This window comes from Hydrogenophaga sp. UC242_50 (assembly GCF_042697355.1).
Taxonomy (GTDB): Bacteria; Pseudomonadota; Gammaproteobacteria; order Burkholderiales; family Burkholderiaceae_C; genus Hydrogenophaga.
This window is the reverse complement of sequence record NZ_CP170553.1, coordinates 1,083,752-1,109,852: the sequence shown is the minus strand read 5'-3', so window position 1 is coordinate 1,109,852 and position 26,101 is coordinate 1,083,752. Positions and strand designations below refer to the sequence as shown.

The 26,101-nt window shown below is 68.4% G+C and carries 20 protein-coding genes, 4 pseudogenes and 1 riboswitch; of the genes and pseudogenes, 5 read left to right on the top strand and 19 right to left on the bottom strand.

Annotated elements, in window-relative coordinates:
- Positions 1-9 precede the first annotated feature (9 nt).
- The 6 genes and pseudogenes from ACFJGX_RS05665 to ACFJGX_RS05640 form a co-directional block, all read right to left on the bottom strand.
- Positions 10-1,512 carry a M20 family metallopeptidase gene (locus ACFJGX_RS05665; RefSeq protein ID WP_382322361.1) on the bottom strand — a complete coding sequence of 501 codons (1,503 nt, stop codon included), beginning with the start codon at positions 1,510-1,512 and terminating at the stop codon, positions 10-12.
- 171 nt (positions 1,513-1,683) lie between these two features.
- Positions 1,684-3,204 carry a methyl-accepting chemotaxis protein gene (locus tag ACFJGX_RS05660; RefSeq protein WP_382322362.1) on the bottom strand — a complete coding sequence of 507 codons (1,521 nt, stop codon included), beginning with the start codon at positions 3,202-3,204 and terminating at the stop codon, positions 1,684-1,686.
- 19 nt (positions 3,205-3,223) lie between these two features.
- Positions 3,224-4,803, bottom strand: a pseudogene (locus ACFJGX_RS05655) (methyl-accepting chemotaxis protein).
- Between the two features lie 58 nt (positions 4,804-4,861).
- Positions 4,862-6,103 carry a methyl-accepting chemotaxis protein gene (locus ACFJGX_RS05650; protein ID WP_382328612.1) on the bottom strand — a complete coding sequence of 414 codons (1,242 nt, stop codon included), beginning with the start codon at positions 6,101-6,103 and terminating at the stop codon, positions 4,862-4,864.
- Positions 6,000-8,675 (bottom strand): methyl-accepting chemotaxis protein, encoded by a 2,676-nt coding sequence (locus ACFJGX_RS05645; protein ID WP_382327971.1) that lies wholly within the window; start codon positions 8,673-8,675, stop codon positions 6,000-6,002. The genes ACFJGX_RS05650 and ACFJGX_RS05645 overlap by 104 nt, the downstream gene beginning before the upstream one ends.
- A 39-nt stretch (positions 8,676-8,714) precedes the next feature.
- On the bottom strand, positions 8,715-9,242 hold the full coding sequence (locus tag ACFJGX_RS05640; protein WP_291115200.1) for a chemotaxis protein CheW: 528 nt from the start codon (positions 9,240-9,242) through the stop codon (positions 8,715-8,717).
- Between the two features lie 206 nt (positions 9,243-9,448).
- Here ACFJGX_RS05640 and ACFJGX_RS05635 point away from each other — a divergent pair, with 206 nt between their 5' ends.
- Entirely contained in the window at positions 9,449-10,135 is a 687-nt protein-coding gene (locus ACFJGX_RS05635; protein WP_382322366.1) for a transglutaminase family protein, read from the top strand.
- Between the two features lie 13 nt (positions 10,136-10,148).
- Here the strand turns inward: ACFJGX_RS05635 and metW are convergent, their stop codons facing one another.
- Positions 10,149-10,730 carry a methionine biosynthesis protein MetW gene (gene metW, locus ACFJGX_RS05630; protein WP_297402977.1) on the bottom strand — a complete coding sequence of 194 codons (582 nt, stop codon included), beginning with the start codon at positions 10,728-10,730 and terminating at the stop codon, positions 10,149-10,151.
- Positions 10,731-10,791: 61 nt separating this feature from the next.
- Positions 10,792-11,962, bottom strand: a pseudogene (locus ACFJGX_RS05625) (homoserine O-acetyltransferase).
- 54 nt (positions 11,963-12,016) lie between these two features.
- A riboswitch (SAM riboswitch) is annotated at positions 12,017-12,092 on the bottom strand.
- Between the two features lie 282 nt (positions 12,093-12,374).
- On the opposite strand from ACFJGX_RS05625, the gene ACFJGX_RS05620 reads away from it, so the two are divergent.
- Positions 12,375-12,782, top strand: coding sequence for an RNA-binding protein (locus ACFJGX_RS05620; RefSeq protein WP_291115208.1), 408 nt, complete (start codon positions 12,375-12,377; stop codon positions 12,780-12,782).
- Between the two features lie 96 nt (positions 12,783-12,878).
- On the opposite strand, the gene ACFJGX_RS05615 is transcribed toward ACFJGX_RS05620, so the two are convergent.
- The 4 genes from ACFJGX_RS05615 to ACFJGX_RS05600 are packed head-to-tail and all read right to left on the bottom strand — an operon-like array spanning position 12,879 to position 15,938.
- Positions 12,879-13,688, bottom strand: a complete 810-nt coding sequence (locus tag ACFJGX_RS05615; RefSeq protein WP_382322368.1) for an SDR family oxidoreductase — start codon at positions 13,686-13,688, stop codon at positions 12,879-12,881.
- Positions 13,689-13,713: 25 nt separating this feature from the next.
- Positions 13,714-14,385, bottom strand: a complete 672-nt coding sequence (gene lptC / locus ACFJGX_RS05610; RefSeq protein WP_382152771.1) for an LPS export ABC transporter periplasmic protein LptC — start codon at positions 14,383-14,385, stop codon at positions 13,714-13,716.
- On the bottom strand, positions 14,382-14,894 hold the full coding sequence (locus ACFJGX_RS05605) for a KdsC family phosphatase (RefSeq protein ID WP_382327969.1): 513 nt from the start codon (positions 14,892-14,894) through the stop codon (positions 14,382-14,384). Before ACFJGX_RS05605 ends, lptC begins: the two co-directional genes overlap by 4 nt.
- Positions 14,895-14,939: 45 nt before the next feature.
- Positions 14,940-15,938 carry an SIS domain-containing protein gene (locus ACFJGX_RS05600; RefSeq protein WP_382327966.1) on the bottom strand — a complete coding sequence of 333 codons (999 nt, stop codon included), beginning with the start codon at positions 15,936-15,938 and terminating at the stop codon, positions 14,940-14,942.
- A 60-nt stretch (positions 15,939-15,998) separates the two neighbouring features.
- Here ACFJGX_RS05600 and ACFJGX_RS05595 point away from each other — a divergent pair, with 60 nt between their 5' ends.
- The gene (locus tag ACFJGX_RS05595; protein ID WP_382322371.1) at positions 15,999-17,984 is read left to right on the top strand and encodes a monovalent cation:proton antiporter-2 (CPA2) family protein; all 1,986 of its coding nucleotides are present in this window, start codon (positions 15,999-16,001) and stop codon (positions 17,982-17,984) included.
- Positions 17,985-18,197: 213 nt separating this feature from the next.
- A complete protein-coding gene (locus ACFJGX_RS05590) occupies positions 18,198-18,743 on the top strand; it encodes an adenine phosphoribosyltransferase (protein WP_291115220.1) in 546 nt (181 codons plus the stop codon).
- 16 nt (positions 18,744-18,759) lie between these two features.
- Here the strand turns inward: ACFJGX_RS05590 and ACFJGX_RS05585 are convergent, their stop codons facing one another.
- From ACFJGX_RS05585 to rpmH, 7 genes and pseudogenes are all read right to left on the bottom strand, one after another.
- Entirely contained in the window at positions 18,760-19,461 is a 702-nt protein-coding gene (locus tag ACFJGX_RS05585; protein ID WP_382152765.1) for a hypothetical protein, read from the bottom strand.
- Between the two features lie 94 nt (positions 19,462-19,555).
- Positions 19,556-19,936 (bottom strand): Crp/Fnr family transcriptional regulator, encoded by a 381-nt coding sequence (locus tag ACFJGX_RS05580; RefSeq protein ID WP_382327963.1) that lies wholly within the window; start codon positions 19,934-19,936, stop codon positions 19,556-19,558.
- 216 nt (positions 19,937-20,152) lie between these two features.
- Positions 20,153-21,553, bottom strand: a complete 1,401-nt coding sequence (mnmE, locus tag ACFJGX_RS05575; protein ID WP_382322373.1) for a tRNA uridine-5-carboxymethylaminomethyl(34) synthesis GTPase MnmE — start codon at positions 21,551-21,553, stop codon at positions 20,153-20,155.
- Between the two features lie 163 nt (positions 21,554-21,716).
- A pseudogene (yidC, locus tag ACFJGX_RS05570) lies at positions 21,717-23,430 on the bottom strand (membrane protein insertase YidC).
- Positions 23,427-23,714 (bottom strand): membrane protein insertion efficiency factor YidD, encoded by a 288-nt coding sequence (gene yidD, locus ACFJGX_RS05565; RefSeq protein WP_382327961.1) that lies wholly within the window; start codon positions 23,712-23,714, stop codon positions 23,427-23,429. Before yidD ends, yidC begins: the two are co-directional and overlap by 4 nt.
- Positions 23,704-24,084: a ribonuclease P protein component gene (locus tag ACFJGX_RS05560; protein WP_382163813.1), complete on the bottom strand. Its 381-nt coding sequence runs from the start codon at positions 24,082-24,084 to the stop codon at positions 23,704-23,706. Before ACFJGX_RS05560 ends, yidD begins: the two co-directional genes overlap by 11 nt.
- Positions 24,085-24,193: 109 nt before the next feature.
- Positions 24,194-24,328: a 50S ribosomal protein L34 gene (gene rpmH, locus ACFJGX_RS05555; protein ID WP_006299042.1), complete on the bottom strand. Its 135-nt coding sequence runs from the start codon at positions 24,326-24,328 to the stop codon at positions 24,194-24,196.
- Between the two features lie 235 nt (positions 24,329-24,563).
- On the opposite strand from rpmH, the pseudogene dnaA reads away from it, so the two are divergent.
- Positions 24,564-25,983, top strand: a pseudogene (dnaA, locus tag ACFJGX_RS05550) (chromosomal replication initiator protein DnaA).
- The last annotated feature ends 118 nt before the right edge of the window (positions 25,984-26,101 follow it).

Sequence of the window (26,101 nt, the reverse complement as noted above, 5' to 3'; positions counted from 1 at the left end):
GATGGCGGCTCAGGGCATGCGGGCCATGACCTGGGCCACCGTGGCGGTCAGGCGCTGCGCGTAGTCCAGGTGCAGGAACTCGTTCGGACCGTGCGCGTTGCTCTTGGGGCCGAGCACGCCGCAGACCATCATCTGCGCGGTCGGAAAACCCTTGCTGAGCATGTTCATGAGCGGGATGGTGCCGCCCTGGCCGATGGTGCCGCAGCCCGCGCCGAAGTGGGCTTGCGAAGCGTCCTGCAGCGCCTGCTCGAACCAGGGCGCGGTGGTGGGGGCGTTCCAGCCGCTGGCCGCGCCTTCGCCCTCGAAGGTCACGCGCGCCTGGTAGGGCGCGTTGTCCTCCAGCAGGGCCTTGAGTTCCTGCACGGCCGCGGGCGCGTCCACCAGCGGCGGCAGGCGCAGGCTGAGCTTGAACGCGGTGTAGGGCCGCAGCACGTTGCCGGCGTTGCGCAGCTCGGGGAAACCGTCGGCGCCCGTGACCGACAGCGTGGGCCGCCAGGTGCGGTTGAGCAGGGCCTCCACCGGGTCGGTGGTGGTGGGCAGGGTGAACACGGTGGAACCACCACAGTCGTGGTGCGCCCAAGGGAAGCGCTTGTGGATCTCGTCGCCCAGAATGGCGGCGGTGGCGCGCGCCTGCTCGATGCGCTCAGCCGGCACCTCGCAATGGAAGCTGGCGGGCAGCAGGCGGCCGGTGGCGCTGTCTTCCAGCCGGTCCAGCACCTGGCGCATGATGCGAAAGCTCGACGGCACCAGGCCCGAGGCATCGCCCGAGTGGATGCCCTCGGTGAGCACCTCCACCTTGAGCACGCCGCTGGCGATGCCGCGCAGGCTGGTGGTGAGCCAGAGCTGGTCGTAGTTGCCGGCACCGCTGTCCAGACAGATCACCAGACCCACGTCGCCCAGGCGCGGGCGCAGCGCGTCCACGTAGGGCAGCAGGTCGCCCGAACCGCTCTCTTCACAGGTTTCGATCAGCCCGACGATGCGCGGGTGCGCCACGCCCTGGGCCTTGAGCGCCTGCAGCGCGGCCACGCTGGCGTAGACCGCGTAACCGTCGTCGGCGCCGCCGCGGCCATAGAGCTTGCCGCCGTCGATCTTGGGCGTCCAGGGGCCGAGGTCGTTGCGCCAGCCGGTGAACTCGGGTTGTTTGTCGAGGTGGCCGTACATCAGCACGGTCTGGCCGGAGGCGGGGGCCGGTGTGCCGTCGCGCCCGGCGCTGGCCGGCACCTCGAAGAACAGCACCGGCGTGCGGGGCCGGCCCTGCGCGTCGTTCAGGCGCACGATCTCCAGCTGAAGACCTTCCACCTGCTGCGCCCGCACCCAGTCGGCCGCGCTCTGCAGCACGCGCTCCAGCAGCCCATGGGCGGCCCAGTCGGGGTCGAAGGCCGGCGACTTGGCGGGCACCTCGATGTAGCGCGTCAATTCGGGGATGATGCCGCGCGACCAGCTCGCCTCCACATGGGCCTGCAAGGCGGCCGGGTCCAGGGGCGGCGAGGCGTGGGGCAGGCGAGCGTTCATGGCGTCGGTCTCCGGGTGCGCGGGCGGTGAGGCGCCGGCATGCCGGGACGAAAATCCCCGGGGCCGGTACAGGGGAAACAGTATAGGCACGCCCGTGGCTTGTACACGGTACGAGGACCCTGTTTCGGCCCCCTGCGCGCGAGGTTGCGGCGACCAGCGGCCGCCTTTGGCTTACAGGCGGAACAGCTGCACGACACCGGCCAGGCGCCGGGCCTGGTCCTTGAGGCTCTCGGCGGCGGCCGCGCTCTCTTCCACCAGCGCCGCGTTCTGCTGCGTCATCTGGTCCAGCTGCGTCACCGCCACGTTCACCTGCCCGATCCCGTCGCTCTGCTCTCCCGCAGCCGCCGTGATCTCCCCGATGATGTCCGAGACCCGCTGCACCGAGCCCACGATCTCGCTCATCGTCTGCCCCGCATCGGCCACCAGCCTGGAGCCGGTCTCCACCTTGTCCACGCTCGCGCCGATCAAGCCTTTGATCTCCTTGGCCGCCTGCGCGCTGCGCTGCGCCAGGTTGCGCACCTCGCCAGCCACCACCGCGAAGCCACGCCCCTGCTCCCCGGCCCGCGCGGCTTCCACCGCCGCGTTCAGCGCCAGGATGTTGGTCTGGAACGCGATCCCGTCGATCACGCCGATGATGTCGCTGATCTTCTTGCTGCTGTGGTTGATCTCGTCCATGGTCGTGACCACCTGGCCCACCACCTCACCACCGCGCACCGCGATCTCCGCGGCACTGGCCGCCAGCTGGTTCGCCTGGCGCGCCGCATCGGCGCTCTGGCGCACCGTGCTCGTGAGCTGCTCCATGCTCGCCGCCGTTTCCTGCAGGTTGCTTGCCGCCTGCTCCGTGCGCGCGCTCAGGTCCTGGTTGCCCGAGGCAATCTCGCCGCTGGCCACGTCGATGCCCCCGCTGGACTGCTGCACCTGGCCGACCAGGGTGCGCATCGAGGTCTGCATGGCCGAGAGCGCGCCCATCAGGCTGTTGGGATCCTGCGCGGGCGGCGTGGCGCCGCTGAGGTCGCCGTCGGCGATGCGGCGCAAGGCGCTGCGCGCCATGGCCGGGTCGCCGCCGATCTCGCGCTTGAGCGTGCGCTGCACCACCAGCCCCAGCACCACGGCGGCCGAGAGGGCCAACAAGGCCAGGCCGATGGCCAGCGCGCGGGCGCGGTCGGCCTCGGCGTTGACCTGTTCGTGCGTCTGCGTCGACAGCGCCTGCGAGGCCTTGCCCAGCTGCAGCAGTTCGCCGCGCAGCTTGCGCCAGGCAGGCGTTTCTTCCGTGTTGAGCATCTGCACCGCATCGGGTGCGCTGGTCTTCAGCAGGGCCAGCACCTTGTCCTGCGCCTGGGCCTGGGCCGTGCGCAAGCCGGCCAGTGGGGCCAGACCCGCTTCGGCGGGCGTGCCCTTGGCGGCCGCGAGCGTGGTCTGGTGGGCCGCGTCGAAGGCCTCGCGCGCCGCCTCCAGGTTCTTGTAGGCCTGCTGGTTGCTCGGGTCGAGCACGATGTTGCGCAGCGCCTGGCCCATCTGCAGGCCTTGCGCATACATGTCCTGCAGGCCGCTGGCCGTGGCCTGCTCGGTCTTGATGTAGTGGTCGAAGCGCGACTGCGTCTGCGCCAGCGACCAGATGCTGCCCGCCAGGCCGGCCACGAAGAGCGCGGCCGGCGCGACGAACGCCAGAAGAAGGCGTTGGTTGAAGTTCATGGCGTGCCCCTCGCGGCGCTCAGGCGCGCAACATCGGGGTGCCGTCGTCGATGCGGAAGAACCGCACCGCTTCGGCCAGGCGACCGGCCTGGTCCTTGAGGCTCTCGGCGGCGGCCGCGCTCTCTTCCACCAGCGCCGCGTTCTGCTGCGTCATCTGGTCCAGCTGCGTCACCGCCACGTTCACCTGTCCGATCCCGTCGCTCTGCTCGCCGGCGGCGGTGGTGATGTCGCTGATGAAGGCCGACACCTTCTCGGCGTTGGCCACGATCTCGCCGATGGTGCTGCCGGCCTGCGCCACCAGGCGCGAACCATCTTCCACCTTGCCCACGCTGGTCTCGATCAGGCCCTTGATCTCCTTGGCCGCCTGCGCGCTGCGCTGCGCCAGGCTGCGCACCTCGGCCGCCACCACGGCGAAGCCCCGGCCCTGCTCCCCGGCCCGCGCGGCTTCCACCGCCGCGTTCAGCGCCAGGATGTTGGTCTGGAACGCGATCCCGTCGATCACGCCGATGATGTCGCCGATCTTCTTGCTGCTGTGGTTGATCTCGTCCATGGTCGTGACCACCTGGCCCACGACCTGGCACCGCGCACCGCCACCTCGGCGTTCGCCACGGCCATCTGCGTGGCCTGGCGCGCGGCATCGGCGCTCTGGCGCACCGTACTGGTGAGCTGTTCCATGCTCGCCGCCGTTTCCTGCAGGTTGCTCGCCGCCTGCTCCGTGCGGCTGGAGAGATCCTGGTTGCCGCTGGCGATCTGCTGGCTGGCGGTGCCGATGCTGTCGGTGGAGCTGCGCACCTCGCCCACGATGCGGGCCAGCGAGGCCTGCATGTCGCCCAGCGCGCGCATGAGCGCGGCCGTTTCGTCCTTGCCTTCGCGCTGGATCGTCCGCGTGAGGTCGCCCTTGGCGATCGCGCTGGCCAGATGCTGGGCTTCGTCCAGCGGGCGGCAGATGCTGTTCATGTTGGACAGCGTGGTCGGCACCACCACCAGGGCAGCGATCGCCACGGCCAGGCCGAACAGCATCAGGGTCTGGTCGTTGGCGCTCTTGCCCGCCTGGCGGGCACTGGCGGCATCGGCCATCAGCACCTCTTCCAGCTGCTTGAGGCTTTGCAGCAGGTCGCCGTAGTTGGCGTGCGCGCGGCCCAGCATGCGGTTCGCCACCGTCGCCGAGTCGTAGCCGGAGGACTCCAGCTGGTTCGTCACCGGCCCCACGGCCGCGACGTACTTTGTGAGGTGCGACTGCATCTCGCGCACCAGTTCGTTCTCGCCCTCTTCCTTGCCGGCCTGCAGCACGTCCATCTGCTTCTGGGCCTCGTCACGGGCGGCCTGCCACTGGGCTTTGGCCTTGAGCACGGCCTCGGGCTTTTCGTAGGCAATGATCATGTCCTTCTCGTGGCGGCCCATGTCGCCCAGCGCCACCTGCAGGCGCGAGAGCGTGAGCGTCTCTTCGAAGGTGCGTTCGACAAAGTCCTCGTTCAGCGCGTGCATGCGCGCCATGCCCCACCAGCCGGCGGTACCGACCAGCAGCAGCAGCATCAGGACCACGCCGATGGCGGCCCTCATGCGGATTCGGATGGAAAACTGGCGCATCAAGTGTTGCATGACTGTCTCTTCGTCTTGTTGATTGAAAGGATGCGGCGGGGTCAGGCGCCGCCCGTGTTCATGAGGAATGGGCGTCCGTGCGGAAGATCTGCACCACACCGGCCAGGCGCCGGGCCTGGTCCTTGAGGCTCTCGGCGGCGGCCGCGCTCTCTTCCACCAGCGCCGCGTTCTGCTGCGTCATCTGGTCCAGCTGCGTCACCGCCACGTTCACCTGCCCGATCCCGTCGCTCTGCTCTCCCGCAGCCGCCGTGATCTCCCCGATGATGTCCGAGACCCGCTGCACCGAGCCCACGATCTCGCTCATCGTCTGCCCCGCATCGGCCACCAGCCTGGAGCCGGTCTCCACCTTGTCCACGCTCGCGCCGATCAAGCCTTTGATCTCCTTGGCCGCCTGCGCGCTGCGCTGCGCCAGGTTGCGCACCTCGCCAGCCACCACCGCGAAGCCACGCCCCTGCTCCCCGGCCCGCGCGGCTTCCACCGCCGCGTTCAGCGCCAGGATGTTGGTCTGGAACGCGATCCCGTCGATCACGCCGATGATGTCGCTGATCTTCTTGCTGCTGTGGTTGATCTCGTCCATGGTCGTGACCACCTGGCCCACCACCTCACCACCGCGCACCGCGATCTCCGCGGCACTGGCCGCCAGCTGGTTCGCCTGGCGCGCCGCATCGGCGCTCTGGCGCACCGTGCTCGTGAGCTGCTCCATGCTCGCCGCCGTTTCCTGCAGGTTGCTTGCCGCCTGCTCCGTGCGCGCGCTCAGGTCCTGGTTGCCCGAGGCAATCTCCACCGACGCCGTGTTGATGCTGTCCGTCGCGCTGCGCACCTGGCTCACGGTCTGGATCAGCGAGTTCTTCATCGCACCCAGGGCGTTGAGCAAGTCGCCCAGCTCGTCCTTGCGGTCGGTCTGCACCGGCACCGACAGGTTGCCATCGGCCACGGCCGAGGCGATCACCACCGCCTGGTGCACCGGCACCGTCACCGAGCGGGTGATGCGCCAGGCCAGCAGGGACGCCACCACCACCGCCAGCGCGGCCAGCGTCACCAGCCAGGTCACGTTGCGGCTCACGGTGCGGGCGGAATCGGCCATGGCGGCCTGCACCAGGCTGCGCTGGGCGGCCAGCATCTCGTTCTGGGCACCGCTGTAGCGGTCGGCGGCCGGCAGCACCTGGCTGGCCAGGATCTGGTTGGCGGCCACGAGGTCACCCGTCTTGAGGGCGTCGAAGAAGGTCTTGCGCACCGCGATGTACTCGCCGCGCACCGTCGAAATCTTGGCCAGCAAGGCCTTGCCTTCGGCGCTGGTGATCTCGGCTTCCAGCGTCTTCTGCAGTTCGCTGATGCGCGTGGACGTCTGCGCGATCAGCGGCTTGAAGTAGGCATCGACCTCCGGGTCGGCGCGGGGACTTGCGCACGGCGAGCGCGCGGCTGATGTTCAGCGTCGTGCCGGCGGCCCACTCTTCCGTGACCGAGGCGAGGTGCTCGAGATGGATCACGCGCTCGGTGGCCGCCTGGGTGGCGCGAAGGCCGCTCCAGCCCAGCGCGGTGACGGCCAGGAGCAGCACCAGCACGCTGAGAAAACCCAGGCCCAGCCGATGACCGACCTTGAATTGATGGAAAGACATGGGAAAGAGGAATCCGTGTGGGTGAGAAGAATCGATCAGAAGCTTTCCCAGTCGCCTTCGCTGCCGGCCCTGGGAGCGCTGGCCACGGCAGGCGCGGGACGGACCGGTGCCGCCACCGGCTCCACGGGCCGGCTGGCCTTGGGCTTGGCCGGGGTCGGCTGGGCCACCACCACGGGAACGATCGCCGCCTTGGTGGGCACTGCGGCCATGGCCTTGGCGGGCGCCGCGGACGTGGCCGGTTTCACCACCGAGGTCAGCACCGGTGCCGATGCCGGCGGCGTGGCGACGGTGCGCCACGGGCGACGGCTCGGCGGGGCGTTGGTGCTCGGCGTCGCCGGTGCGGAACACGCGCACCACCTGGTCCAGCCGCTTGGCCTGGTCCTTGAGGCTCTCGGCCGCAGCCGCGCTCTCCTCCACCAGCGCCGCGTTCTGCTGCGTCATCTGGTCCAGCTGCGTCACCGCCACGTTCACCTGCCCGATCCCGTCGCTCTGCTCTCCCGCCGCCGCCGTGATCTCCCCGATGATGTCGCTCACCCGCTGCACCGAGCCCACGATCTCGCTCATCGTCTGCCCCGCATCGGCCACCAGCCTGGAGCCCGTCTCCACCTTGTCCACGCTCGCGCCGATCAGCCCCTTGATCTCCTTGGCCGCCTGCGCGCTGCGCTGCGCCAGGTTGCGCACCTCGCCGGCCACCACCGCGAACCCACGGCCCTGCTCCCCGGCCCGCGCGGCTTCCACCGCCGCGTTCAGCGCCAGGATGTTGGTCTGGAACGCGATCCCGTCGATCACGCCGATGATGTCGCTGATCTTCTTGCTGCTGTGGTTGATCTCGTCCATGGTTGTGACCACCTGGCCCACCACTTCACCACCGCGCACCGCGATCTCCGCGGCGCTCGCCGCCAGCTGGTTCGCCTGGCGCGCCGCATCCGCGCTCTGGCGCACCGTGCTGGTGAGCTGCTCCATGCTCGCCGCCGTTTCCTGCAGGTTGCTCGCCGCCTGCTCCGTGCGCGCGCTCAGGTCCTGGTTGCCCGAGGCAATCTCCACCGACGCCGTGTTGATGCTGTCCGTCGCGCTGCGCAGCTCGCGCATCATGCCGAGGAAGCGCTGGCGCATGCTCTCGACCTCGCGCACCAGGCGGCCGATTTCGTCGCTGCGGCTGGACTGGAAGGCCTGGCTCAGGTCACCCTGCGCCACGGTGGTGACGGCGGCGGTCAGCTGGGCCAGCGGCTGGCTCACGTTGCGGCGCACCAGCAGGTACATGCCAGCGCCCAGGGCGGCCGTGGCCACGGCCAGCATGGCCCACAGGGCGTACATGGTGCGCCAGTAGCTGGCCATGGCTTCCTTGTCGGACACCTCGGCCACCACCCACCAGCCCGACTGGGACTGGCGCTTGACCGCCCACGGCCGCTCGATGGACGCGTTGAACAAAGGCGTGGCCTCGCCCACGAACACCTCCGGCGATGCGCGCATTTCGCTGAGCATCGCGGCAGCGCCGGGGTTCACCTCCAGCACCTTCTTGCCCGCGGCTGTGGGGTGCGAGACGAACACCGCGTCCTCGTTCGATCCGGCGGGGTCGATCACATAGCTGCCACCGCTCTCGAAGAAGCGCGCTTCGTCCACGAGCTTGTCCAGCGCGGTCTGGAAGTCGGCCATGTCGAAACCGATGAACAGGATGCCGACCACCTTGCCGGCGTCGTCCTTCAGGGCCTCGTAATGCGTCATGTAGGGCTTGCCGAACAGCACGGCGCGGCCGGTGTAGGTCTTGCCTTCCAGCATCAACGGGTAGGCCGGGTGCTTGCGGGCCAGCATCGTGCCCATGGCGCGCTCGCCGTTTTCCTTTTTCAGCGAGGTGCTGATGCGCTCGAAGTCATCGCCCTTGCGCATGAAGATCGTCGCCGCGCCACCGTTGGTGCGGCCGAAGGTGTCGACCTCGGAGAAGTCGTTGTTGAGCAGCATGCCCCAGCCCTTGAGCATGCCGGCCTGCACGTCGAGCTCGAACTTGTCGGCGAACTTCTGGCGGAACGGCTTGTAGGCCCGGTCCGTCATCATGCGCGCCGTGGTGTCGAAAGCGTCGATCGAATTGCCCACGGACAAGGCCTTGTCGCCCGTCCACTGGACCATGCGCTCGCGCGAGGATTTTTCCGCCATGACGGACATGACGCCACTGATCAGCACCAGCACCACGGACAGCAGGGCCACGGCGAGCAGGGCGACGCGGCGCGCCACCGAGCTTTGTCGGTTGTCGGTTGGTCTCATCTTCGGAAGCTCCTCGTCGCGGCCCGGGCCGCGGGCTTGTTATTGAAGTGCCTGGGCGCTGTCCATCAAGCCCATGTCGCTGCCGGACATGAGGGCTTCGATGTCCATCAGGATCAGCATGCGTTCACCCACGCTGGCGATGCCGGTGATGAAGCTGGTGTTGACGTTGGTGTTCATCTCGGGTGCCGGCTTGATCAGGTCGCCGGCGAGCTCGAGCACGTCGGAGACGGAGTCGACCACCGCGCCGACCACGCGGCCGTGCACGTTGAGCACGATCACCACGGTGAAACCGTTGTATTCCACCTTGTCGCAACCCAGCTTGATGCGCAGGTCCACCACCGGCACGATCACGCCGCGCAGGTTGACCACGCCCTTGATGAACGCCGGGGCGTTGGCGATGCGGGTGGGCTCTTCGTAGGAGCGGATTTCCTGCACGCGCAGGATGTCGATGCCGTACTCCTCGCCACCCAGGCGGAAGGTCAGGAATTCGGCGCTGGCAGCTTGTGCGGCGGCGGCCCTGGCACTGTCGTGGCGGGCAAGGTGGTTGGCTTCGTTGCGCATGTCCATGGATCGGGTCCTCAGTTGACGGGTTGGTCCCAGGAATATCGGCCAGCGCGGCGGCGGCTGAAGGCGTAAAAAGGCCGACAAACCCGCCCCAATCACCGCTCGCCAGGCACATCGAGTACCAAAGTACGCAGAAGCGGCCCCGCGCCGGCTCAGGGTTTGTCCCTGAGGCGTCGGTGGCCCCGCCGGCCATCTGGTAACTTGGACCGATGAACGACACCACCCCGCCTGGCCCGCAACACCTGGCCGCCACCCGCTGGATCGAAACCGACCACCCCGCCGTGCGCGCCTTCGCCCGGGAACACGTCCACGGCGAGACACCGCGCGAGAAGGCGGTGTCGCTGTACCTCGCCGTGCGCGACGGGCTGCGCTACGACCCCTACCGCATCGACATGTCCGACGCCGGCATGAGCGCGAGCCGCGCGCTGGAACAAGGCCACGGCTGGTGCGTGCCCAAGGCCGTGCTGCTGGCGGCGGTGTGCCGCGCCGAGGGCATTCCCGCGCGGCTGGGCTTTGCCGACGTGCGCAACCACCTCTCCACCGAGCGCATGCGCCACACCATGAAGACCGACGTCTTCGTCTGGCACGGCTACACCTCGCTGTGGATCGACGGCGCCTGGCGCAAGGCCACGCCGGCTTTCAACATCGAGCTGTGCGACAAGTTCGGCCTGTTGCCGCTGGAGTTCGATGGCGAGGCCGATTCGATCTACCACCCCTTCGACCGCGAAGGCCGCCAGCACATGGAGTACGTGAACGAACACGGGGCCTTCGACGACCTGCCCCTGGCGCGCATGCGCGAGGTGTTCCGCGAGGTCTACCCCGACATGCCCACCGACGCGCAGCCGATCGAGGGCGACTTCGGCGCCGACGCCGCGCGCGAAGCCGGCCGGGCCTGAGCCGGGCCGCCGATCAGCTCGAGAATCGGAACACGGCCGTGCTGGCCATCAGGTTGGGCAGCACGCGGACCTCGCGGCCTTCGTGCAGGCCGAAGCTGTCCTCGATGGTCAGGCCGTTGCGCCGCGCCAGCACCTCGAAGTCGGCGTGCGTGCCGACGCGGATGTTGGGCGTGTCGTACCACTGGTAAGGCAGGCGCTTGGTGACCGGCATGCGGCCCTGCAGCACGTGCAGGCGGTTGGGCCAGTGCGCGAAGTTGGGAAAGGCGACCACGCCCAGGCGACCCACGCGCGCGGTCTCGCGCAACATGGTTTCGGCGTTGCGCAGGTGCTGCAAGGTGTCGATCTGCAGCACCACGTCGAACGCGTCGTCACCGAACATGGTCAGCCCGTCTTCCAGGTTGAGCTGCAGCACGTTGACGCCGCGCCGCATGCAGGCGAGCACCTTGGCGTCGTCGATCTCCACGCCATAGCCGCTGCAGCCACGCGCGGCCTGCAGATGGGCCAGCAGGGCGCCGTCGCCGCACCCGAGGTCCAGCACGCGCGAGCCCGGCGGCACCAGGCGGGCGATGGCGTCCATCAATGGCTTTTCGCTCATTTGAAAACCTCCGTGCTGCGCACTGCGGAGCGAGCTTGCTTGGGGCGGCCCGGCGCGGCGCTCATGCCTTGCCTCCCGCGATGGTCTGTTCAAAGTAGGCCCGCACCGCCTGCAGGTAACGCGGATCGTCGAGCAGGAAGGCGTCGTGGCCGTGCGGCGCATCGATCTCGGCGTAGCTCACGTCGCGCTGGTTGTCGAGCAGGGCCTTGACGATCTCGCGGCTGCGCGCGGGTGAAAACCGCCAGTCCGTGGTGAAGCTCACCAGGAAGAACTTCGCCTGGGCGCGCGCCAGCGCGGCCGTGAGGTTGCCATCGAACGCGCGCGCCGGGTCGAAATAATCGAGCGCGCGGGTGATCAGCAGGTAGGTGTTGGCGTCGAAGTACTCGCTGAACTTGTCGCCCTGGTAGCGCAGGTAGCTCTCGATCTGGAACTCCACGTCCTGCGTGGAGTAGCGGTAGGCCAGTTCGGCCGCCGCCGCGGGATCCTGGGCGTCGCTCGAGCGCAGGCTGCGCCCGAACTTCTCGTTCATCACGTCGTCGCTCAAGTAGGTGATGTGGCCGATCATGCGGGCGATGCGCAGGCCCCGGCGCGGCAACGTGCCCTCGCGCAGGTAGTGGCCGCCGTGGAAATCGGGGTCGGTCACGATGGCGCGCCGCGCCACCTCGTTGAAGGCGATGTTCTCGGCCGTGAGGTTGGGCGCACTGCGCCACCACCACCGCGTGGCGCGCGCGCTCGGGGTACTGCAGGGTCCAGCTCAGGGTCTGCATGCCGCCCAGGCTGCCGCCCATCACCGCCGCCAGCGTCTGGATGCCCATGGCGTCGAGCAGGCGGGCCTGTGCATCCACCCAGTCCTCCACCGTGACCACCGGGAAATCCGCGCCCCAGGGCGTGCCGGTGGCGGGGTTGTTGTGGGTCGGGCCGGTGGAGCCGAAGCAAGAACCCAGGTTGTTGACCCCGATGACGAAGTACTTGTCGGTGTCGACCGGCTTGCCCGGGCCGATCATGTTGTTCCACCAGCCCTCGCTGCGCGCCAGCGGCTGGCCGCTGTCGTCGGCGTACCAGCCCGCGACATGGTGCGAGGCATTGAGCGCGTGGCAGATCAGCACCGCGTTGGACCGGTCGGCGTTGAGCGTGCCATAGGTTTCCACCACCAGCTCATAGGCCGGCAGGGTGGCGCCGGAACGCAGCGGCAGCGGTTCGGAGAATGGGAATGTCTGTGGCGTGACGATCAAGGCCTTGTCCTGCGGGCGCCGTTCGCCCAATAAAAAAACCCGGTGCCGCCAAGAGCGAGACCGGGAATCTCCCCTTTAGCGGCATTTTTAAAGCGCCCGCAATCTGGAACAAATCGGCGCTGGGCGTCAGTATAAATTGATCCGACGGCCCCTGCAGCCGCCGGCCAGGGCCCGCCAAGACGGGTTTTCCCGCTGTTTTCGCCTCCCTGTTGTTGCCGCGCATCGGGCTTACCACACCTTTGCACATCCTGAAAAATAGTTAGTGTTTGCAGGACATTCAGCGCATAATCCCTCGGCGAGCGTGGAAAACGCTCGTTTTGACAAGTGATCGGTTGGTTTCGCGTGCTACAGGTTTTTGTGTGCTAACGGGGCTCCATCGCTATTTTTCTCTGTGTTATTAGGAGTCCCAACCATGGGCAACAAACTGTACGTGGGCAATCTGCCTTACACCGTGCGCGACGAAGACCTGCAACAAGCTTTCAGCGCCTATGGTTCTGTCAACAGCGCCAAGGTCATGATGGAACGCGAAACGGGTCGCTCCAAGGGCTTCGGCTTTGTGGAAATGGGCAGCGATGCCGAAGCGCAAGCCGCGATCGAAGGCATGAACGGTCAATCGCTGGGCGGTCGCAGCCTGGTGGTCAACGAAGCACGTCCGATGGAAGCCCGCCCACCCCGCAGCGGTGGTGGCGGCTTCGGCGGTGGCCGCAGTGGCGGCGGCGGCTTTGGTGGTGGTGGCGGTGGTGAAGGCGGCTTCCGCAGCCCCTACGGCGGCGGTGGCCGTCGTGAAGGCGGTGGCGGTGGTGGCCGCGGCGGTTACTGATCGCCCGCACCCGTCGGCCTGAACCGGCGCCTGGCGCCTGTCGACACGACACAAAAGCCCTGTGGCATCTGCCCCAGGGCTTTTTTCATGGCCGCCTCAGCGGGTGGCGTCCCGCTCGCCCTGACGGTGCTTGCGCGGGCGGCCGGCGAGCAGGCGGTCGAACCAGGGGTTGGGCAACAGCCGCAGCAGCTTGGCGACCACGCCCATCTGCCAGGGAATGACGCGGTAGCTCGTGCCCGCGCCGATGGCGTCGAACGCGCGGTCGGCGAAGGTTTCCGCGGTCAACAGAAACGGCATGCGGTAGCGGTTCTGGCGTGTCAGCGGCGTGTCCACATAGCCCGGCAGCAGGGTGACAACGGCCACACCACTGCCCCGCAGCTCGCCCCGCAGGCTCTCGCAATACGCCACCACCGCGGCCTTGCTGGCGCAGTAGGCGCCGTGCCCGGGCAGGCCCCGGATGGCGGCCACGCTGCCGATGCCCACGAGCGCGCCGCTGCCGCGCGCGGTCATGGCCGCCACGAAAGGGTGGAAGGTGGCGGCCAGGCCGGTGTTGTTGGTGGCGAAGGTGCGCGCCATCACGTCGATGTCGCTCCGGTCGGCGGTGTCCATGCCGATGCTGATGCCGGCGTTGGCGATGACGACGTCGGGCACGCCTTGCGCGGCCAGGCAGGCCTGGCCGGCGGCGACGATGCTGTCGATGTCGGCCACGTCGGCGCCATACACCTGGCAGCGCGCGGCGTCGAAGCCCTGTGCCTGGGCCCAGGCCTGCATGTCCTCGGTGCGGCGCGCCACCAGCGCGAGCCGGTAACCCGCCCGCGCGAAGCGGGCCGCCAGGGCCTGGCCGATGCCGCTGGAAGCGCCGGTGATGAACACCAGCGGGCCGGAGACGGTGGGGGTCGGGTGCATGGTGGGGTGGGCCTGGGTGGGGCGCTCAACGCGGCGCCAGCTGCACTTTCACGCGGCCCTTGAAGCGCGCGACCTGGTCCTCGCCGGTGTAGTCCAGGGTGTCGGCGACCAGGCGGTCGCTGCCGCGCAGCAGCGTGACGGGCTGGTCGGAGACGATGCGGTCCGGCTCCAGGAACACGTGCAGGAATTCGCCACGGAACTCCAGCCGGGGCTGGGGCTGGCCATTCAGGTCGTTGCCGGCCTCGCGCACGATCACCGCGTTGCCCCGGAGCACGAACTCGGTGTTGTCGCCATTGGTGGTCACCAGGCGCGCGGTGGCCAGCGTGGGCAGGCCTTGGTCGCCGATGTGGCGGATGCGCGCGTCGTCGATCTCGACCATGTCGGTGGCAGGGTAGTGGCGAGCCTCCACGCCTTTGACCTCGGTCTTGAGCGTGCCCTTGGCATCGAAGGCCTTGACCGAGAAGCGGCGCATGAAATAGTCGGGCTCTGTGCTCACCGGGCGCTCGGGCTCGGCCGACTCGGGCGCCGGCGTGGCGCGCAGCAGCCAGTAGGAGGCGAGTGCGAGCAGGCCCATGAGCAGCACGGGCAGGTAGATCGAGAGGTTGTCCAGCAGCTTGCGCTTGCGGCGTGGCGCGCGCGGCGCATCGATCGTCTGGTCGACGGTGTCGAAGAAATCGAGCGGGTCGGACGTGCTCACCGCGCGGCCGCCTCCAGCTCACGGGCATACGCGCCTTGGGCCACCAGCAGCAGGTCGCACAGCTCGCGCACGGCGCCCGCCCCGGGCTGGCGCTCGGTGACGTGGTGGGCCACGGCGAGCACCTCGGCGTGCGCGGTGGGGGGGGCGGCGGCCAGCGCGGCGCGGCGCAGCAAGGGCAGGTCGGGCCAGTCGTCGCCCATGGCGGCGGCGGCGCCCCAGTCCAGGCCGAGTTCGGCCAGGATGGCCTCGGCCGCCGGGGCCTTGTCTTCGGTGCCCAGGCGCGCATGCACCACGCCCAGGGCGGACAGGCGCAGGCGCAGGGCGGCGGAGTCGCGCCCGCTCACCACGGCCGGCGTGATGCCGGCGCGCTTCAGCAGCTGCAGGCCCAGGCCGTCGAGCGTGTGAAAGCGTTTCAGCGTTTCGCCCGCTTCGCTGAAGTACAGGCTGCCATCGGTCAGCACCCCGTCCACATCGAAGAAGACCACGCGCACCGGCTGGGCGCGCAGCAACAGGGCGGGTGGGAAACTCGAGCACCGGGCGCAGGGGTTCCACGTTCAGATCACCTTCGCGCGCATGAGGTCGTTGCTGTTGAGCGCGCCCTGCAGGCGTCCGGCGCCGTCCACCACCAGCACGCTGGTGATGCGGTCGGCTTCCATCAGACCCGCGGCTTCCACGGCCAGCGCGTCCGGGCGCACGGTGCGCGGCTGGGGGTGCATCACGTCGCGCGCCACCAGCGTGCGCAGATCGGCGCCGCTGCCGGTCTTCTCGATCAGGCGGCGCAGGTCGCCGTCGGTGAAGATGCCCACCACGCGCTCACCGCTGTCGACGATGGCGGTCATGCCCAGGCCCTTGGCGCTGATCTCGCGCATGAGCTCCATGAGGCCGGCGTCCAGGCCCACGCGCGGGGCCTCGTCGCCGCTGCGCATGACGTCGCTCACGTGGGTGAGCAGCTTGCGCCCGAGCGCGCCGCCGGGGTGGGAGCGCGCGAAGTCGTCGGCCTTGAAACCGCGTGCGTCGAGCAGGGCCACGGCCAGCGCGTCACCGAGGGCGAGCTGGGCGGTGGTGCTGGCGGTGGGGGCCAGGTTGTGCGGGCAGGCCTCCTTGTCGACCGAGGCATCCAGCACCACGTTGGCGTGGCGGCCCAGTGTGGAGTCGGGCCGGCCGGTGATGGCCAGCAGCGGCACGCCCATGCGCTTGATGAGCGGCAGGATGGCCGTGAGCTCTTCGCTTTCGCCGCTGTTGCTGATGCCCAGCACCATGTCGGCGCTGGTGATCATGCCCAGGTCGCCATGGCTGGCCTCGGCCGGGTGCACGAACATGGCCGGCGTGCCGGTGGAGGCCAGCGTGGCGGCGATCTTGCGGCCGATGTGGCCGCTCTTGCCCATGCCCATGACCACCACGCGCCCGGGAATGCCCAGCACCAGTTCGATGGCTCGGGCGAAAGACGCGTCCAGGCGCTGGGCCACGGCGGTCACGGCTTGTGCCTCGATGCTCAGGGTCTCCTGCGCCAGGGTCAGGGCCCGGGCCGGGTCGAAGGAAGGGGGCAGGGTCATGGGCGCAATTATCGCCGCCGGCCCGCCGCCGCGTGGTGGGTCAGCCATTACCATCGCTTCATGAATTCGCTCGACCTCGCCCTGCTCTATCTGCTGGCCGCCGTGCTGGCCGTGGTGGCGTGCCGCACCTTGCGCCTGCCGCCGATGCTGGGCTACCTGGTCGTGGGCGTGGTGATCGGGCCGAACGCGCTGGCGCTGGCGCAGAACTCGAGCGGTGTGCGCTACCTGGCCGAGTTCGGCGTGGTGTTCCTCATGTTCGTGATCGGGCTGGAATTCAGCCTGCCCAAGCTGCGCGCGATGAAGCGGCACGTGTTCGGCCTGGGCATGTCGCAGGTGGTGTTGACGGTGCTGCTGACCACCGTGGGCTCGCTGCTGCTCACCCTGGCCTTGCCCACCTGGTGGAACGTGCCCTGGCAGACCGCGCTGGCGCTGGGCGGCGTGATGGCGATGAGCAGCACCGCCATCGTGATCAAGATGGTCGCCGAGCGGCTGGAGCTGGAATCGGAGCACGGCAAGCGCGTGCTGGGCATCCTGCTGTTCCAGGATCTGGCCGTGGTGCCTCTGCTGGTGATCATCCCTGCCCTGGCCTCGGAACCCGAAGAGCTGCTGCGCGCACTGGGCTGGGCCACGCTCAAGGCCGTGCTGCTGCTCGGCCTGCTGCTCACCGGTGGGCAGCGGCTCATGCGCTGGTGGCTCACGCAGGTGGCGCGCCGCAAGAGCGACGAGCTCTTCATGCTCAATCTGCTGCTCATCACCCTGGGCCTGGCCTGGTTGACCGAACACGCCGGGCTCTCGCTCGCGCTGGGCGCCTTCGTGGCCGGCATGCTGATCTCGGAGACCGAGTTCAAGCACCAAGTGGAGACCGACATCCGGCCCTTCCACGACGTGCTGCTGGGCCTGTTCTTCATCACCATCGGCATGATGCTGGACTGGCGCCTGGTGCTGGACCGCTGGCCGCTGGTGCTGTTGCTGCTGTCGGTGTCCATGGCGTTCAAGCTCGCGCTCATCACGGGCGTCACGCGCGCCTTCGGCGCCCCCATGGGCGTGGCGCTGCGCACCGGTCTCTATCTGGCGCAGGCCGGCGAATTCGGCCTGGTGCTGCTCACGCTGTCCGGCCAGAACAACCTGGTGCCACCGCAGCTGTTCAACCCCATCCTGGCCAGCATGGTGATCTCCATGCTCGCCACGCCGGTCGCCATCCTCTACGCCAACAGCATCGTCACGCGCCTGGTGGGCAGCGACTGGCTGATGCAGTCGGTGCAGATGACCAGCATCGCGCGCAAGGCCATCAACGCCGACAAGCACGTGATCATCTGCGGCTACGGCCGCTGCGGCCAGAACCTGGCGCGCCTGCTGGAGGCCGAACACATTCCCTACATGGCGCTCGACCTCGACCCCGACCGCGTGCGGCAGGCCGCGGCCGCCGGCCATTCGGTGGTGTTCGGCGATGCCGCGCGCCTGCAGGCCCTGATGGCCGCCGGCCTGCACCGCGCCAGCGCCGTGGTGGTGACCTACCTGGACACCCCCAGCGCGCTCAAGGTGCTGCGCCACGCGCACGAGCAGGCTTCGCACGTGCCGGTGGTGGTGCGCACGGTGGACGACGCGGACCTGGAAAAACTGCGCACCGCCGGCGCCACCGAGGTCGTGCCCGAGGCGATCGAAGCCAGCCTGATGCTGGCCAGCCACGCGCTGGCGCTCGTGGGCGTGCCGATGCGGCGCGTGATCCGCGTGGTGCAGGACCAGCGCGATGCGCGCTACAACCTGCTGCGCGGCTACTTCCACGGTGCCGACGACGACGGTGCCGACGAGATCGACCACGAGCGCCTCAACACCGTGACCCTGCCCCCGGGTGGCCGCAACGTCGGCAAGACCCTGGGCAGCCTGGCGCTGCACGCGGTGGGCGTGCGCGTGGTGAGCCTGCGCCGCGCCAGCGGCAAGCCCCAGTCCCCGAGCGACGAGACGGTGTTCGAAAGCGGCGACACGGTGGTGATCAGTGGCAAGGCGCCCGCGCTGGCCCTGGCCGAAGAGAAGCTGCTCTCGGGCTGAGCACGCCACTTCGTCGGCTGGCAGGCACCACACGCCGGAAGCCCTGGCGGGCAGCGGGCCCGGGAAATCAGAATGCGCCCAGGGCCGATCACGGCCTCCCGTTCCAGCCCATGGCTTTGTACAAGGGTCGCCATGGTCTGCGCCCCGGCCGTTGTGCCGGGGCTTTTTTTTGCGCCACCGCAGATAATGGCCGCTCCCTCACGGACCGAGCCCATGGACACCTCCGCCTTCCTGAAATCCCACATCCGCACGGTGCCCGACTGGCCCGCACCGGGTGTGCAGTTCCGCGACATCACGCCGCTGCTGCAAGACCCCAAGGTCTTTCGCGTGCTGATCGACACCTTCGTGCACCGCTACATGGACACGGCGCTGCGCCCCACCGTGGTGGCCGGACTCGATGCGCGGGGTTTCATCATCGGCTCGGTGCTGGCCTACGAACTGGGCGTGGGCTTCGTGCCGATCCGCAAGAAGGGCAAGCTGCCCTTCACCACGGTGGAAGAAACCTACGAGCTGGAGTACGGCAGCGCGACGGTGGAACTGCACACCGATGCCGTGAAGGCAGGCGACCGGGTGGTGCTGATCGACGACCTGATCGCCACCGGCGGCACCATGATGGCCGGGCGCCGGCTGCTGGAGAAGCTGGGCGCGCAAGTGATGGAAGGCGCGGCCATCGTCGACCTGCCGGAACTCGGTGGCTCGGAGAAGCTGCGCGCCTCCGGCCTCAAGCTCTTCACGCTGCTCGATTTCGCCGGCCACTGAGCGACCGGCCGGCCCCTCAGAGCTTGCCGTACTGGGTTTCGCTCAAGGCCCCGAAATCGCTGTGCGACTCCGGCACCGGCAGCTGCGCCTGCGCTTCAGCAGGGGAGCGGTAGGGTGGCTTGGCCACGCTCTGCAAGGCAAGGCGAAACGCCTCCACCTCGTCTTCCCCCACCACCTGCGCGGGCGCGCTCGACGGCGTCATGACGGGCCGGGGAATGGCCGTGGGGCTGGGCATCGGGCTGGTGACCTTGGCTTCAGGCACCAGACCCGGCGTCATCGGCACCGCCTCGCGGCGGGTCTGGGCCGCCACGGCGGCCTTGAGCGCCATGCCGACCTGGTCGTGCACGGCCTTGCGGCGCCAGTAGACGGAGCGCACGTCCATCTCGTGCCGCGTCTGGGCACTCTGCTGGATCCAGCGCTCGATCTCCAGCAGGTATTCATCGGGCATGGCCTTGGCGGGCAGCGCGAGGTCGACCAGCACCAGGAAGCTGTCGCCGTTGGCGTCCAGCGTGAGCACCTTGAACTCGTAACTGGTGGACAACACGCCCGCGCGGATGAGCGACTCGCGCACCACCGCGAACAGCTGCTCACGGCGCAGGATGCGGCGCCCGCGGCGCGGCGAGATCAGCGGCAGCGTGGTCTGGCTGAACTTCTTGCGCGCACGGGTGAAAGGACCCTTGTCGGGTGTGGCGGATTTTTTGGCCTGTAGCCAGCTCATCAAGGACATGGGCAAAGTGTGCGCCAGGGACGCGCGCGCAAAAGGTTGAAAAAGCAACACAGGACGGCCTTGATTCCGTTCGTGCCCGCGGCGCTCAGGTCACGGCGACCCGTTTGGGCCGGTTGTACATGCGCCGAGCCAGCACCGCCGACATGGCCACGCTGAGGTCCAGCGCGACATCGGGGTGGCGCGAGGAGAGTTCCCGAAAACGCAAAGGGGTCAGACACCAGAGCCGGCAATCGCTGCCCGCGTGCACCGTGGCGCTGCGCGGCAGGTGGCTGAAAAACGCACCCTCGCCCAGCAACGAGCCCGCACCGACCACGGCGATGCGCACGCGCTCGCGCGAATCCTCGTAGTGCACGGTGAGGGTGCCGCTCTCCACGAAGTAGACCGTGCGGTCCTTCACCCCTTGCTCGATCAGCACCTGCCCCTGCTGCAGCGCCACCGGCTGCAGGTAGTTGGCAGCTGCACCCACTGGGGGTCGTTGAGGTTCAGGGGCACGGCGTCCAGCGCGCTGCTCAGCCGCATGGACTGGGCCAAGCCTTGAATGTCAAAGCGCACGGACGTGGGCAACTGGGCGTTCATGCGGTCAAGATAACCGCGCACGACCGGCGCGCGCAAGCCTGTTCTTACCCGTGCTTACAGTTGCACTCTCGGCGGTCTCAGAGCGGCACCGAGCGGTGCGCTGGCTTCATTTGCCGATGCAAAAACGCGAAAAGATTTCGCCCAGCAGGTCGTCGGCGGTGAACTCGCCGGTGATCTCGCTCAGGGCCTGTTGCGCCAGGCGCAGCTCCTCGGCCAGCAGGTCCAGGTGCTCCGCGCGCGCCTGCAGCAAGGCGTTCGAGGCGTCGAGGTGATCGCCCACGCGGCGCAAGGCCTGCAGGTGCCGTTCGCGCGCCATGAACAGGCCGTCGCCCGCGTGCTGCCAGCCCGCCAGGCTCAGCAGGCGCTGGCGCAAGGCCTCCAGGCCGGTGCCGTGTTTGGCCGAGATCGCCAGTGTGTCGGCCTGCGCGTCCATCACGACCGCCGCGGGCGCCTGGTCCAGCTTGTTCCAGACGTGCAGCACCGGCACGTCGGCGGGCAGGGTGCTGGCCAGGCTGGCCGCGATCGAGGCATCGGCCGTCTGGTAGTCCGCCCCTTCGCTGCGGCTGAGGTCGTGCACGAACAGCACCGCGTCGGCGCGCTGAATGCGCTCCCAGGCGCGCTCGATGCCGATCTTCTCGACCTCGTCCACATCGGGGCTGTCGCGCAGGCCGGCGGTGTCGATCACGTGCAGCGGCACGCCCTCGATCTGGATCGTCTGCTGCACCACGTCGCGCGTGGTGCCGGCCACGGGTGTGACGATGGCCAGCTCGGCCCCGGCCAGGGCATTGAGCAGCGAACTCTTGCCCGCGTTGGGCTGGCCCGCGATGACGACCTGCAAACCGTCGCGCAGCAAGGCGCCTTGGCGCGCCTGGGCCTGCACCTCGGCCAACGCGTCGCGCAGCCGTTGCAGCTGGCCCGTGGCATCGGCCTTCTGCAGGAAGTCGATGTCTTCCTCGGGGAAGTCCAGCGTGGCCTCGACCAGCATGCGCAGGTTCACCAGCGCGTCGCGCAGCGTGTGCACGCGGCCCGAGAACACACCGGCCAGCGAACGCGAGGCGCTGCGCGCGGCGGCCTCGGTGCTGGCATCGATCAGGTCGGCCACCGCCTCGGCCTGCGCGAGGTCGAGCTTGTCGTTGAGGAAGGCGCGTTCGGTGAACTCGCCCGCGCGCGCCAGCCGCAGCGTGGGCGCGGTGTCGCGCGCCACCTCCAGGCAGCGCGCCAGCAGCAACTGCAACACCACCGGCCCACCGTGGCCTTGCAGCTCGAGCACGTCTTCGCCGGTGTAGGAGTGCGGGCCGGGAAACCACAGGGCCAGGCCGTGGTCGATGGGCTGGCCCGTGGCATCGGCCAAGGGCAGGTAGGTCGCCTCGCGCGGCCTCAGGTCGCGCCCCAGCAGGGCCAAGACAAAAGCCGCCAGGCCCCGTCCCGACACCCGCACGATGCCCACGGCCCCACGACCGGGCGCGGTGGCGATGGCAACGATGGGGTCACGCGAGGCAGCGAGCATAGGAGGCGAGCATAAAAGACAAAGGGCCCGCAACGCAGGCCCTTCACAGAAGAGAAACACACCCTCCAGAGGCGTCGAGGGTCCGGCTCCGCCGGCCCAAGACGCCGTCCCCCTTTTAGGGGGAAGCCGCGTCAGCGGCGCAGGGGGTCATCCGATCACGGGGTCAGGCCTTGAAATTCGGCATGCTGAACTTCAGCGGCACGCCCATGCTCTTGTTGATCACGGCCTGTTGCGCGATGGTCAGCACGTTGTTCGTGATCCAGTACAGCACCAGGCCGGACGGGAAGAAGAAGAACATGACCGAGAACATCAGCGGCATCAGCCACATCAGCTTGGCCTGCAGCGGGTCCGGCGGCAGCGGGTTGAGCGCGGTCTGGATCAGCGTGGTCACGGCCATCACCAGGGGCAGGATGAAGTACGGATCGGGCGAGGACAGGTCGGTGATCCAGCCCACCCAGGGCGCGTTGCGCATTTCCACGCTGGACAGCAGCACCCAGTAGAGCGCGATGAACACGGGGATCTGGATCAGGATGGGGAAGCAGCCACCCAGCGGGTTGACCTTTTCCTCGCGGTAGATCTTCATCATCTCCTGCTGCATCTGCTGCGGGTTGCCTTTGAGGCGCTCGCGCATTTCCATGATGCGGGGATTGATCTTCTTCATCTTGGCCATGCTGCGGTACGCGCTGGCGTTGAGCCAGTAGAACGCGGCCTTGATCAGCACCACCAGCAGCACGATGGACCAGCCCCAGTTCGCCACGTAGCCGTGGATCTTCTCCAACAGCCAGTACAGCGGTTTGGCCAGGATGGTGAGCCAGCCGTAGTCCTTCACGAGTTCCAGGCCGGGGGCGATGGTCTCGAGCACTTTCTCTTCCTGGGGGCCCAGGAACAGGCGCGACTGCTGGCTCTGGCTCTGGCCCGGTTCGATGGCGGTCAGCGCGGTGATGCTGCCCACAGCGAACAGGTTGTTGTCGATCTTGCGCGCGAAGTTCTCGCGCGCGACGCCATCGCCCAGCAGCCAGGCCGAGGCGAAGTAATGCTGCACCATCGCCACATAGCCGTCGCTCGCCGACTTGACGAACTCGGCCTTGTTCTTCTCGATGTTGGCGAACTCGATCTTCTGGTACTTCTTCTCCGCGGTGTAGACCGCCGGCCCGGTGAAGGTCGAGTAGAAGGGGGTTTCGCTGCTGAGCTTGCTGCCGTCGCGCACCAGCTGCAGATAGAGCTGGGGCGTGACCGCCTGGCTGCCCACGTTCTGCACCTCGTGCTGCACGCCGATGTCGTAGCGGCCGCGCGTGAAGGTGTAGGTCTTGACCAGCTTCACACCGCCGACCTCGGCCGATTCAAAGCGCACCTGCAACTCGTTCTGGCCGTCGGCCAGGGTGGTGGGGTTGCCCACCAGCGCCATCGGCGTCTTGTGGGTGGGGAAGTTGCCACCGATCAGGCCGGTCTGGGCCACGTAGATGTGCTCGCCACCCTGGGCCAGCAGCGTGAACGGGCGCTCGGTCTTGTCCTTGCTCTGGCCGGTGGCCTCGGCGTGCTTGAGCAGCTCGGCGCCGATCAGCGAACCGCCTTCGCTGTTGAACACCAGCTTGAACAGATCGGTGGTGACTTCGTGGCGCTGGGCCACGGCGCCGGGCGCTGCGGCCGGGGTTTCGCCGACCGGCGTCGCACCGCTCTGCGCCGCCGTCGGCACGCCGGCGTTGCTGCCACTGCCGCCGGCCGGCTGGCTGGTGGACGCGGCGGGCGCGGTCACGGCCGGCGCGGCGCCGGGGAAGAAGGTGGGCTTGTGGCGCATTGTGAATCTGCCACTTGTCCCAGATGAGGACCATCGACAGACCAAAAACCACCCACAGGATGGACCGACGGATGTCATTCATGACGGGTTCTTCTTTTCGCAGGAAGGTGAAATCAGGCTGGAGAACAGCGTGGGCAGGGAGGCGGGCACCGGGTCATGGCACCCGTCGCACCACGGGTGGCAGCGGACCAGGCGCCGCAGCGTGAGGTAGGTGCCGCCCAGGGCACCATGGCGCTCCAGCGCACCGATGGCGTAGAGCGAGCAGGAAGGTTCGAAACGACAACCGCTGCCGAGCCACGGGCTGAGCAGCAGACGGTATCCCTTGACCAGGCCCAGCAGGCCCTGGCGCGGCCAGTCAGACAGCATGTCGGATCTCCGCAGGCGGTGCCGCGCGTGGCGCGGAACGCGGCGGCGCGAGCAGCTGCTCCAGCTCGGCGCGCACCGCGCGCTTGAGCGCGTCGGAGGTGGCGCTGACGAACTGCTGGCGGCTGAACTCGCTGCGCAGGCGCACCACGAGCGCCGCCTGGGGCAGGCTCGCGGCCCGGTGGCGGGCGACTTCGTAGATCTGACGGCGGATCGCATTGCGCGTGACGGCGCGCTTGGCCCAGCGTTTGGGCAGCAGCACCCCCACCCAGGCGTCGGCCACGGGAAACAAGGCCCTGCCCTCGTGCGCGCTGGAAAGCGCGGCGCGGTGCAGGGCAAAGTGGGGGGTCTTGGCCACGGGGGCGCCCGCCATGACGGCCTGGAACTGTTGCCGGGACCGCAGCCGCTGGGTCACCGCTGAACCGTCCGGGTCACGCGGTGAGGGAGCCGGGCGAGTCGGCGCCGGCAGAACACGCGCAGCCTCAGACGGCCAGGCGCTTGCGGCCCTTGGCGCGGCGGGCGTTGATCACGGCACGGCCCCCGCGGGTTTTCATGCGGACGAGGAAGCCGTGGGTGCGGGCGCGGCGGATCTTGGAGGGCTGGTAAGTGCGTTTCATGGTGCTCTGTAGAAATCGGGGAAACCCGCAATTATCGCAAATAAACCCGATGTCCGGCAAGCACTTGGCGGTGGGAGCCGCCGCATCACTTCAAGCGGCCGGGCTTCGCGACCGACTGCCCACCCCCTGCCAACGGTGATTTCCCTGCCTTGTGGATAAGTCGCGGCGCGCACTACAATCGTCGGATTGCCCCGAGACATTTGTCCACAACCACAACGGCTTCACCGCTCCCAGCATGATCGAGGGCATTCCCCCTGATGCGTCCCTGACCGCTCCCCGGCCGGACGCCCTCTCGCTCTGGTCCACCTGCCTGGACCGGCTCGCGCAAGAGATCCCCGAACAACAGTTCAACACCTGGATCCGGCCCCTGACCGCCACCGTCGCGCCCGACGGTTCCAAGGTGGTCGTGGCCGTGGCGAACCGGTTCAAGATGGACTGGATCCGGGCCCAGTACGCGTCCCGCATTTCGGCCCTGCTGGAGACCCTCCAGGGGGTCCCGGTGACACTGGAGTTGGTGCTTGCTCCGCGCGAAACGCCCAGCCGCACGTCGCCAGCGCCGCGCACGGTGCAAGACCAGGTGCTGTCCGAGCTGCCCGACCTGGCGCCGGCCGAGGTCGCCGCGCCCAGCGGCCCCAAGACCCGGCTGAACCCGGCGCTCGCGTTTTCCACCCTGGTCGAGGGCTCGGCCAACCGCATGGCGCGCGCCGCGGCCATGCACGTGGCCGGCAGCCTGGGCCAGCTGTACAACCCGCTGTTCATCTACGGCGGCGTCGGCCTGGGCAAGACCCACCTGGTGCATGCCATCGGCAACCACCTGCTGGCCGACCGTCCACAGGCCAAAGTTCTGTACATCCACGCCGAGCAGTTCGTCTCCGATGTGGTCAAGTCCTATCAGCGCAAGACTTTCGATGAGTTCAAGGAACGCTACCACTCGCTCGATCTGCTGCTGATCGACGATGTGCAGTTCTTCGCCAACAAGGAGCGCACCCAGGAGGAGTTCTTCAATGCCTTCGAGGCGCTGCTGGCCAAGAAGAGCCACATCGTGCTGACCAGCGACACCTACCCCAAGGGCCTGGCCGACATCCACGAACGGCTGGTCTCGCGCTTCGACTCGGGCCTCACGGTGGCCATCGAGCCGCCCGAGCTGGAGATGCGCGTGGCGCATCCTGATCAACAAGGCGGCGGTGGAGAACGCCGTCATGCCCGAGGAAGTGGCTTTCTTCGTGCGCAAGAACGTGCGCTCCAACGTGCGCGAGCTCGAAGGCGCGCTGCGCAAGATCCTGGCCTATTCGCGCTTCAACCAGAAGGAAATCTCGATCCAGCTCGCGCGCGACGCGCTCAAGGACCTGCTGTCGATCCAGAACCGGCAGATCAGCGTGGAGAACATCCAGAAGACGGTGGCGGATTTCTACAAGATCAAGGTTGCCGACATGTACAGCAAGAAGCGCCCGGCCAGCATTGCGCGGCCGCGCCAGATCGCCATGTTCATTGCCAAGGAACTGACCCAGAAGAGCCTGCCCGAAATCGGCGAACTGTTCGGCGGGCGCGACCACACGACCGTGCTGCACGCGGTGCGCAAGATCGCGGCCGAGCGCCAGCAGAACACCGAGCTGAACCAGCAGTTGCACGTGCTGGAACAGACGCTCAAGGGATGAGCGGGAAGACCCGGGGGCCGTTTTGCGGAAGCCGCTCACAAAAAGGCGAAAATAGCGAGGATTTGGCCCAAACAAGGAAAAGGGCCAACCGGGAGGCAGGAACCGGCCGACAAGCAAC

Excerpts from the sequence above, each read along its gene's own strand:
- ACFJGX_RS05665 (WP_382322361.1), bottom strand. The coding sequence starts at position 1,512 with ATGAACGCTCGCCTGCCCCACGCCTCGCCGCCCCTGGACCCGGCCGCC.
- ACFJGX_RS05660 (WP_382322362.1), bottom strand. The coding sequence starts at position 3,204 with ATGAACTTCAACCAACGCCTTCTTCTGGCGTTCGTCGCGCCGGCCGCG.
- ACFJGX_RS05645 (WP_382327971.1), bottom strand. The coding sequence starts at position 8,675 with ATGAGACCAACCGACAACCGACAAAGCTCGGTGGCGCGCCGCGTCGCC.
- ACFJGX_RS05640 (WP_291115200.1), bottom strand. The coding sequence starts at position 9,242 with ATGGACATGCGCAACGAAGCCAACCACCTTGCCCGCCACGACAGTGCC.
- ACFJGX_RS05635 (WP_382322366.1), top strand. The coding sequence starts at position 9,449 with ATGAACGACACCACCCCGCCTGGCCCGCAACACCTGGCCGCCACCCGC.
- metW (WP_297402977.1), bottom strand. The coding sequence starts at position 10,730 with ATGAGCGAAAAGCCATTGATGGACGCCATCGCCCGCCTGGTGCCGCCG.
- ACFJGX_RS05620 (WP_291115208.1), top strand. The coding sequence starts at position 12,375 with ATGGGCAACAAACTGTACGTGGGCAATCTGCCTTACACCGTGCGCGAC.
- ACFJGX_RS05615 (WP_382322368.1), bottom strand. The coding sequence starts at position 13,688 with ATGCACCCGACCCCCACCGTCTCCGGCCCGCTGGTGTTCATCACCGGC.
- ACFJGX_RS05600 (WP_382327966.1), bottom strand. The coding sequence starts at position 15,938 with ATGACCCTGCCCCCTTCCTTCGACCCGGCCCGGGCCCTGACCCTGGCG.
- ACFJGX_RS05595 (WP_382322371.1), top strand. The coding sequence starts at position 15,999 with ATGAATTCGCTCGACCTCGCCCTGCTCTATCTGCTGGCCGCCGTGCTG.
- ACFJGX_RS05590 (WP_291115220.1), top strand. The coding sequence starts at position 18,198 with ATGGACACCTCCGCCTTCCTGAAATCCCACATCCGCACGGTGCCCGAC.
- ACFJGX_RS05585 (WP_382152765.1), bottom strand. The coding sequence starts at position 19,461 with ATGAGCTGGCTACAGGCCAAAAAATCCGCCACACCCGACAAGGGTCCT.
- mnmE (WP_382322373.1), bottom strand. The coding sequence starts at position 21,553 with ATGCTCGCTGCCTCGCGTGACCCCATCGTTGCCATCGCCACCGCGCCC.
- yidD (WP_382327961.1), bottom strand. The coding sequence starts at position 23,714 with ATGCTGTCTGACTGGCCGCGCCAGGGCCTGCTGGGCCTGGTCAAGGGA.
- ACFJGX_RS05560 (WP_382163813.1), bottom strand. The coding sequence starts at position 24,084 with ATGGCGGGCGCCCCCGTGGCCAAGACCCCCCACTTTGCCCTGCACCGC.
- rpmH (WP_006299042.1), bottom strand. The coding sequence starts at position 24,328 with ATGAAACGCACTTACCAGCCCTCCAAGATCCGCCGCGCCCGCACCCAC.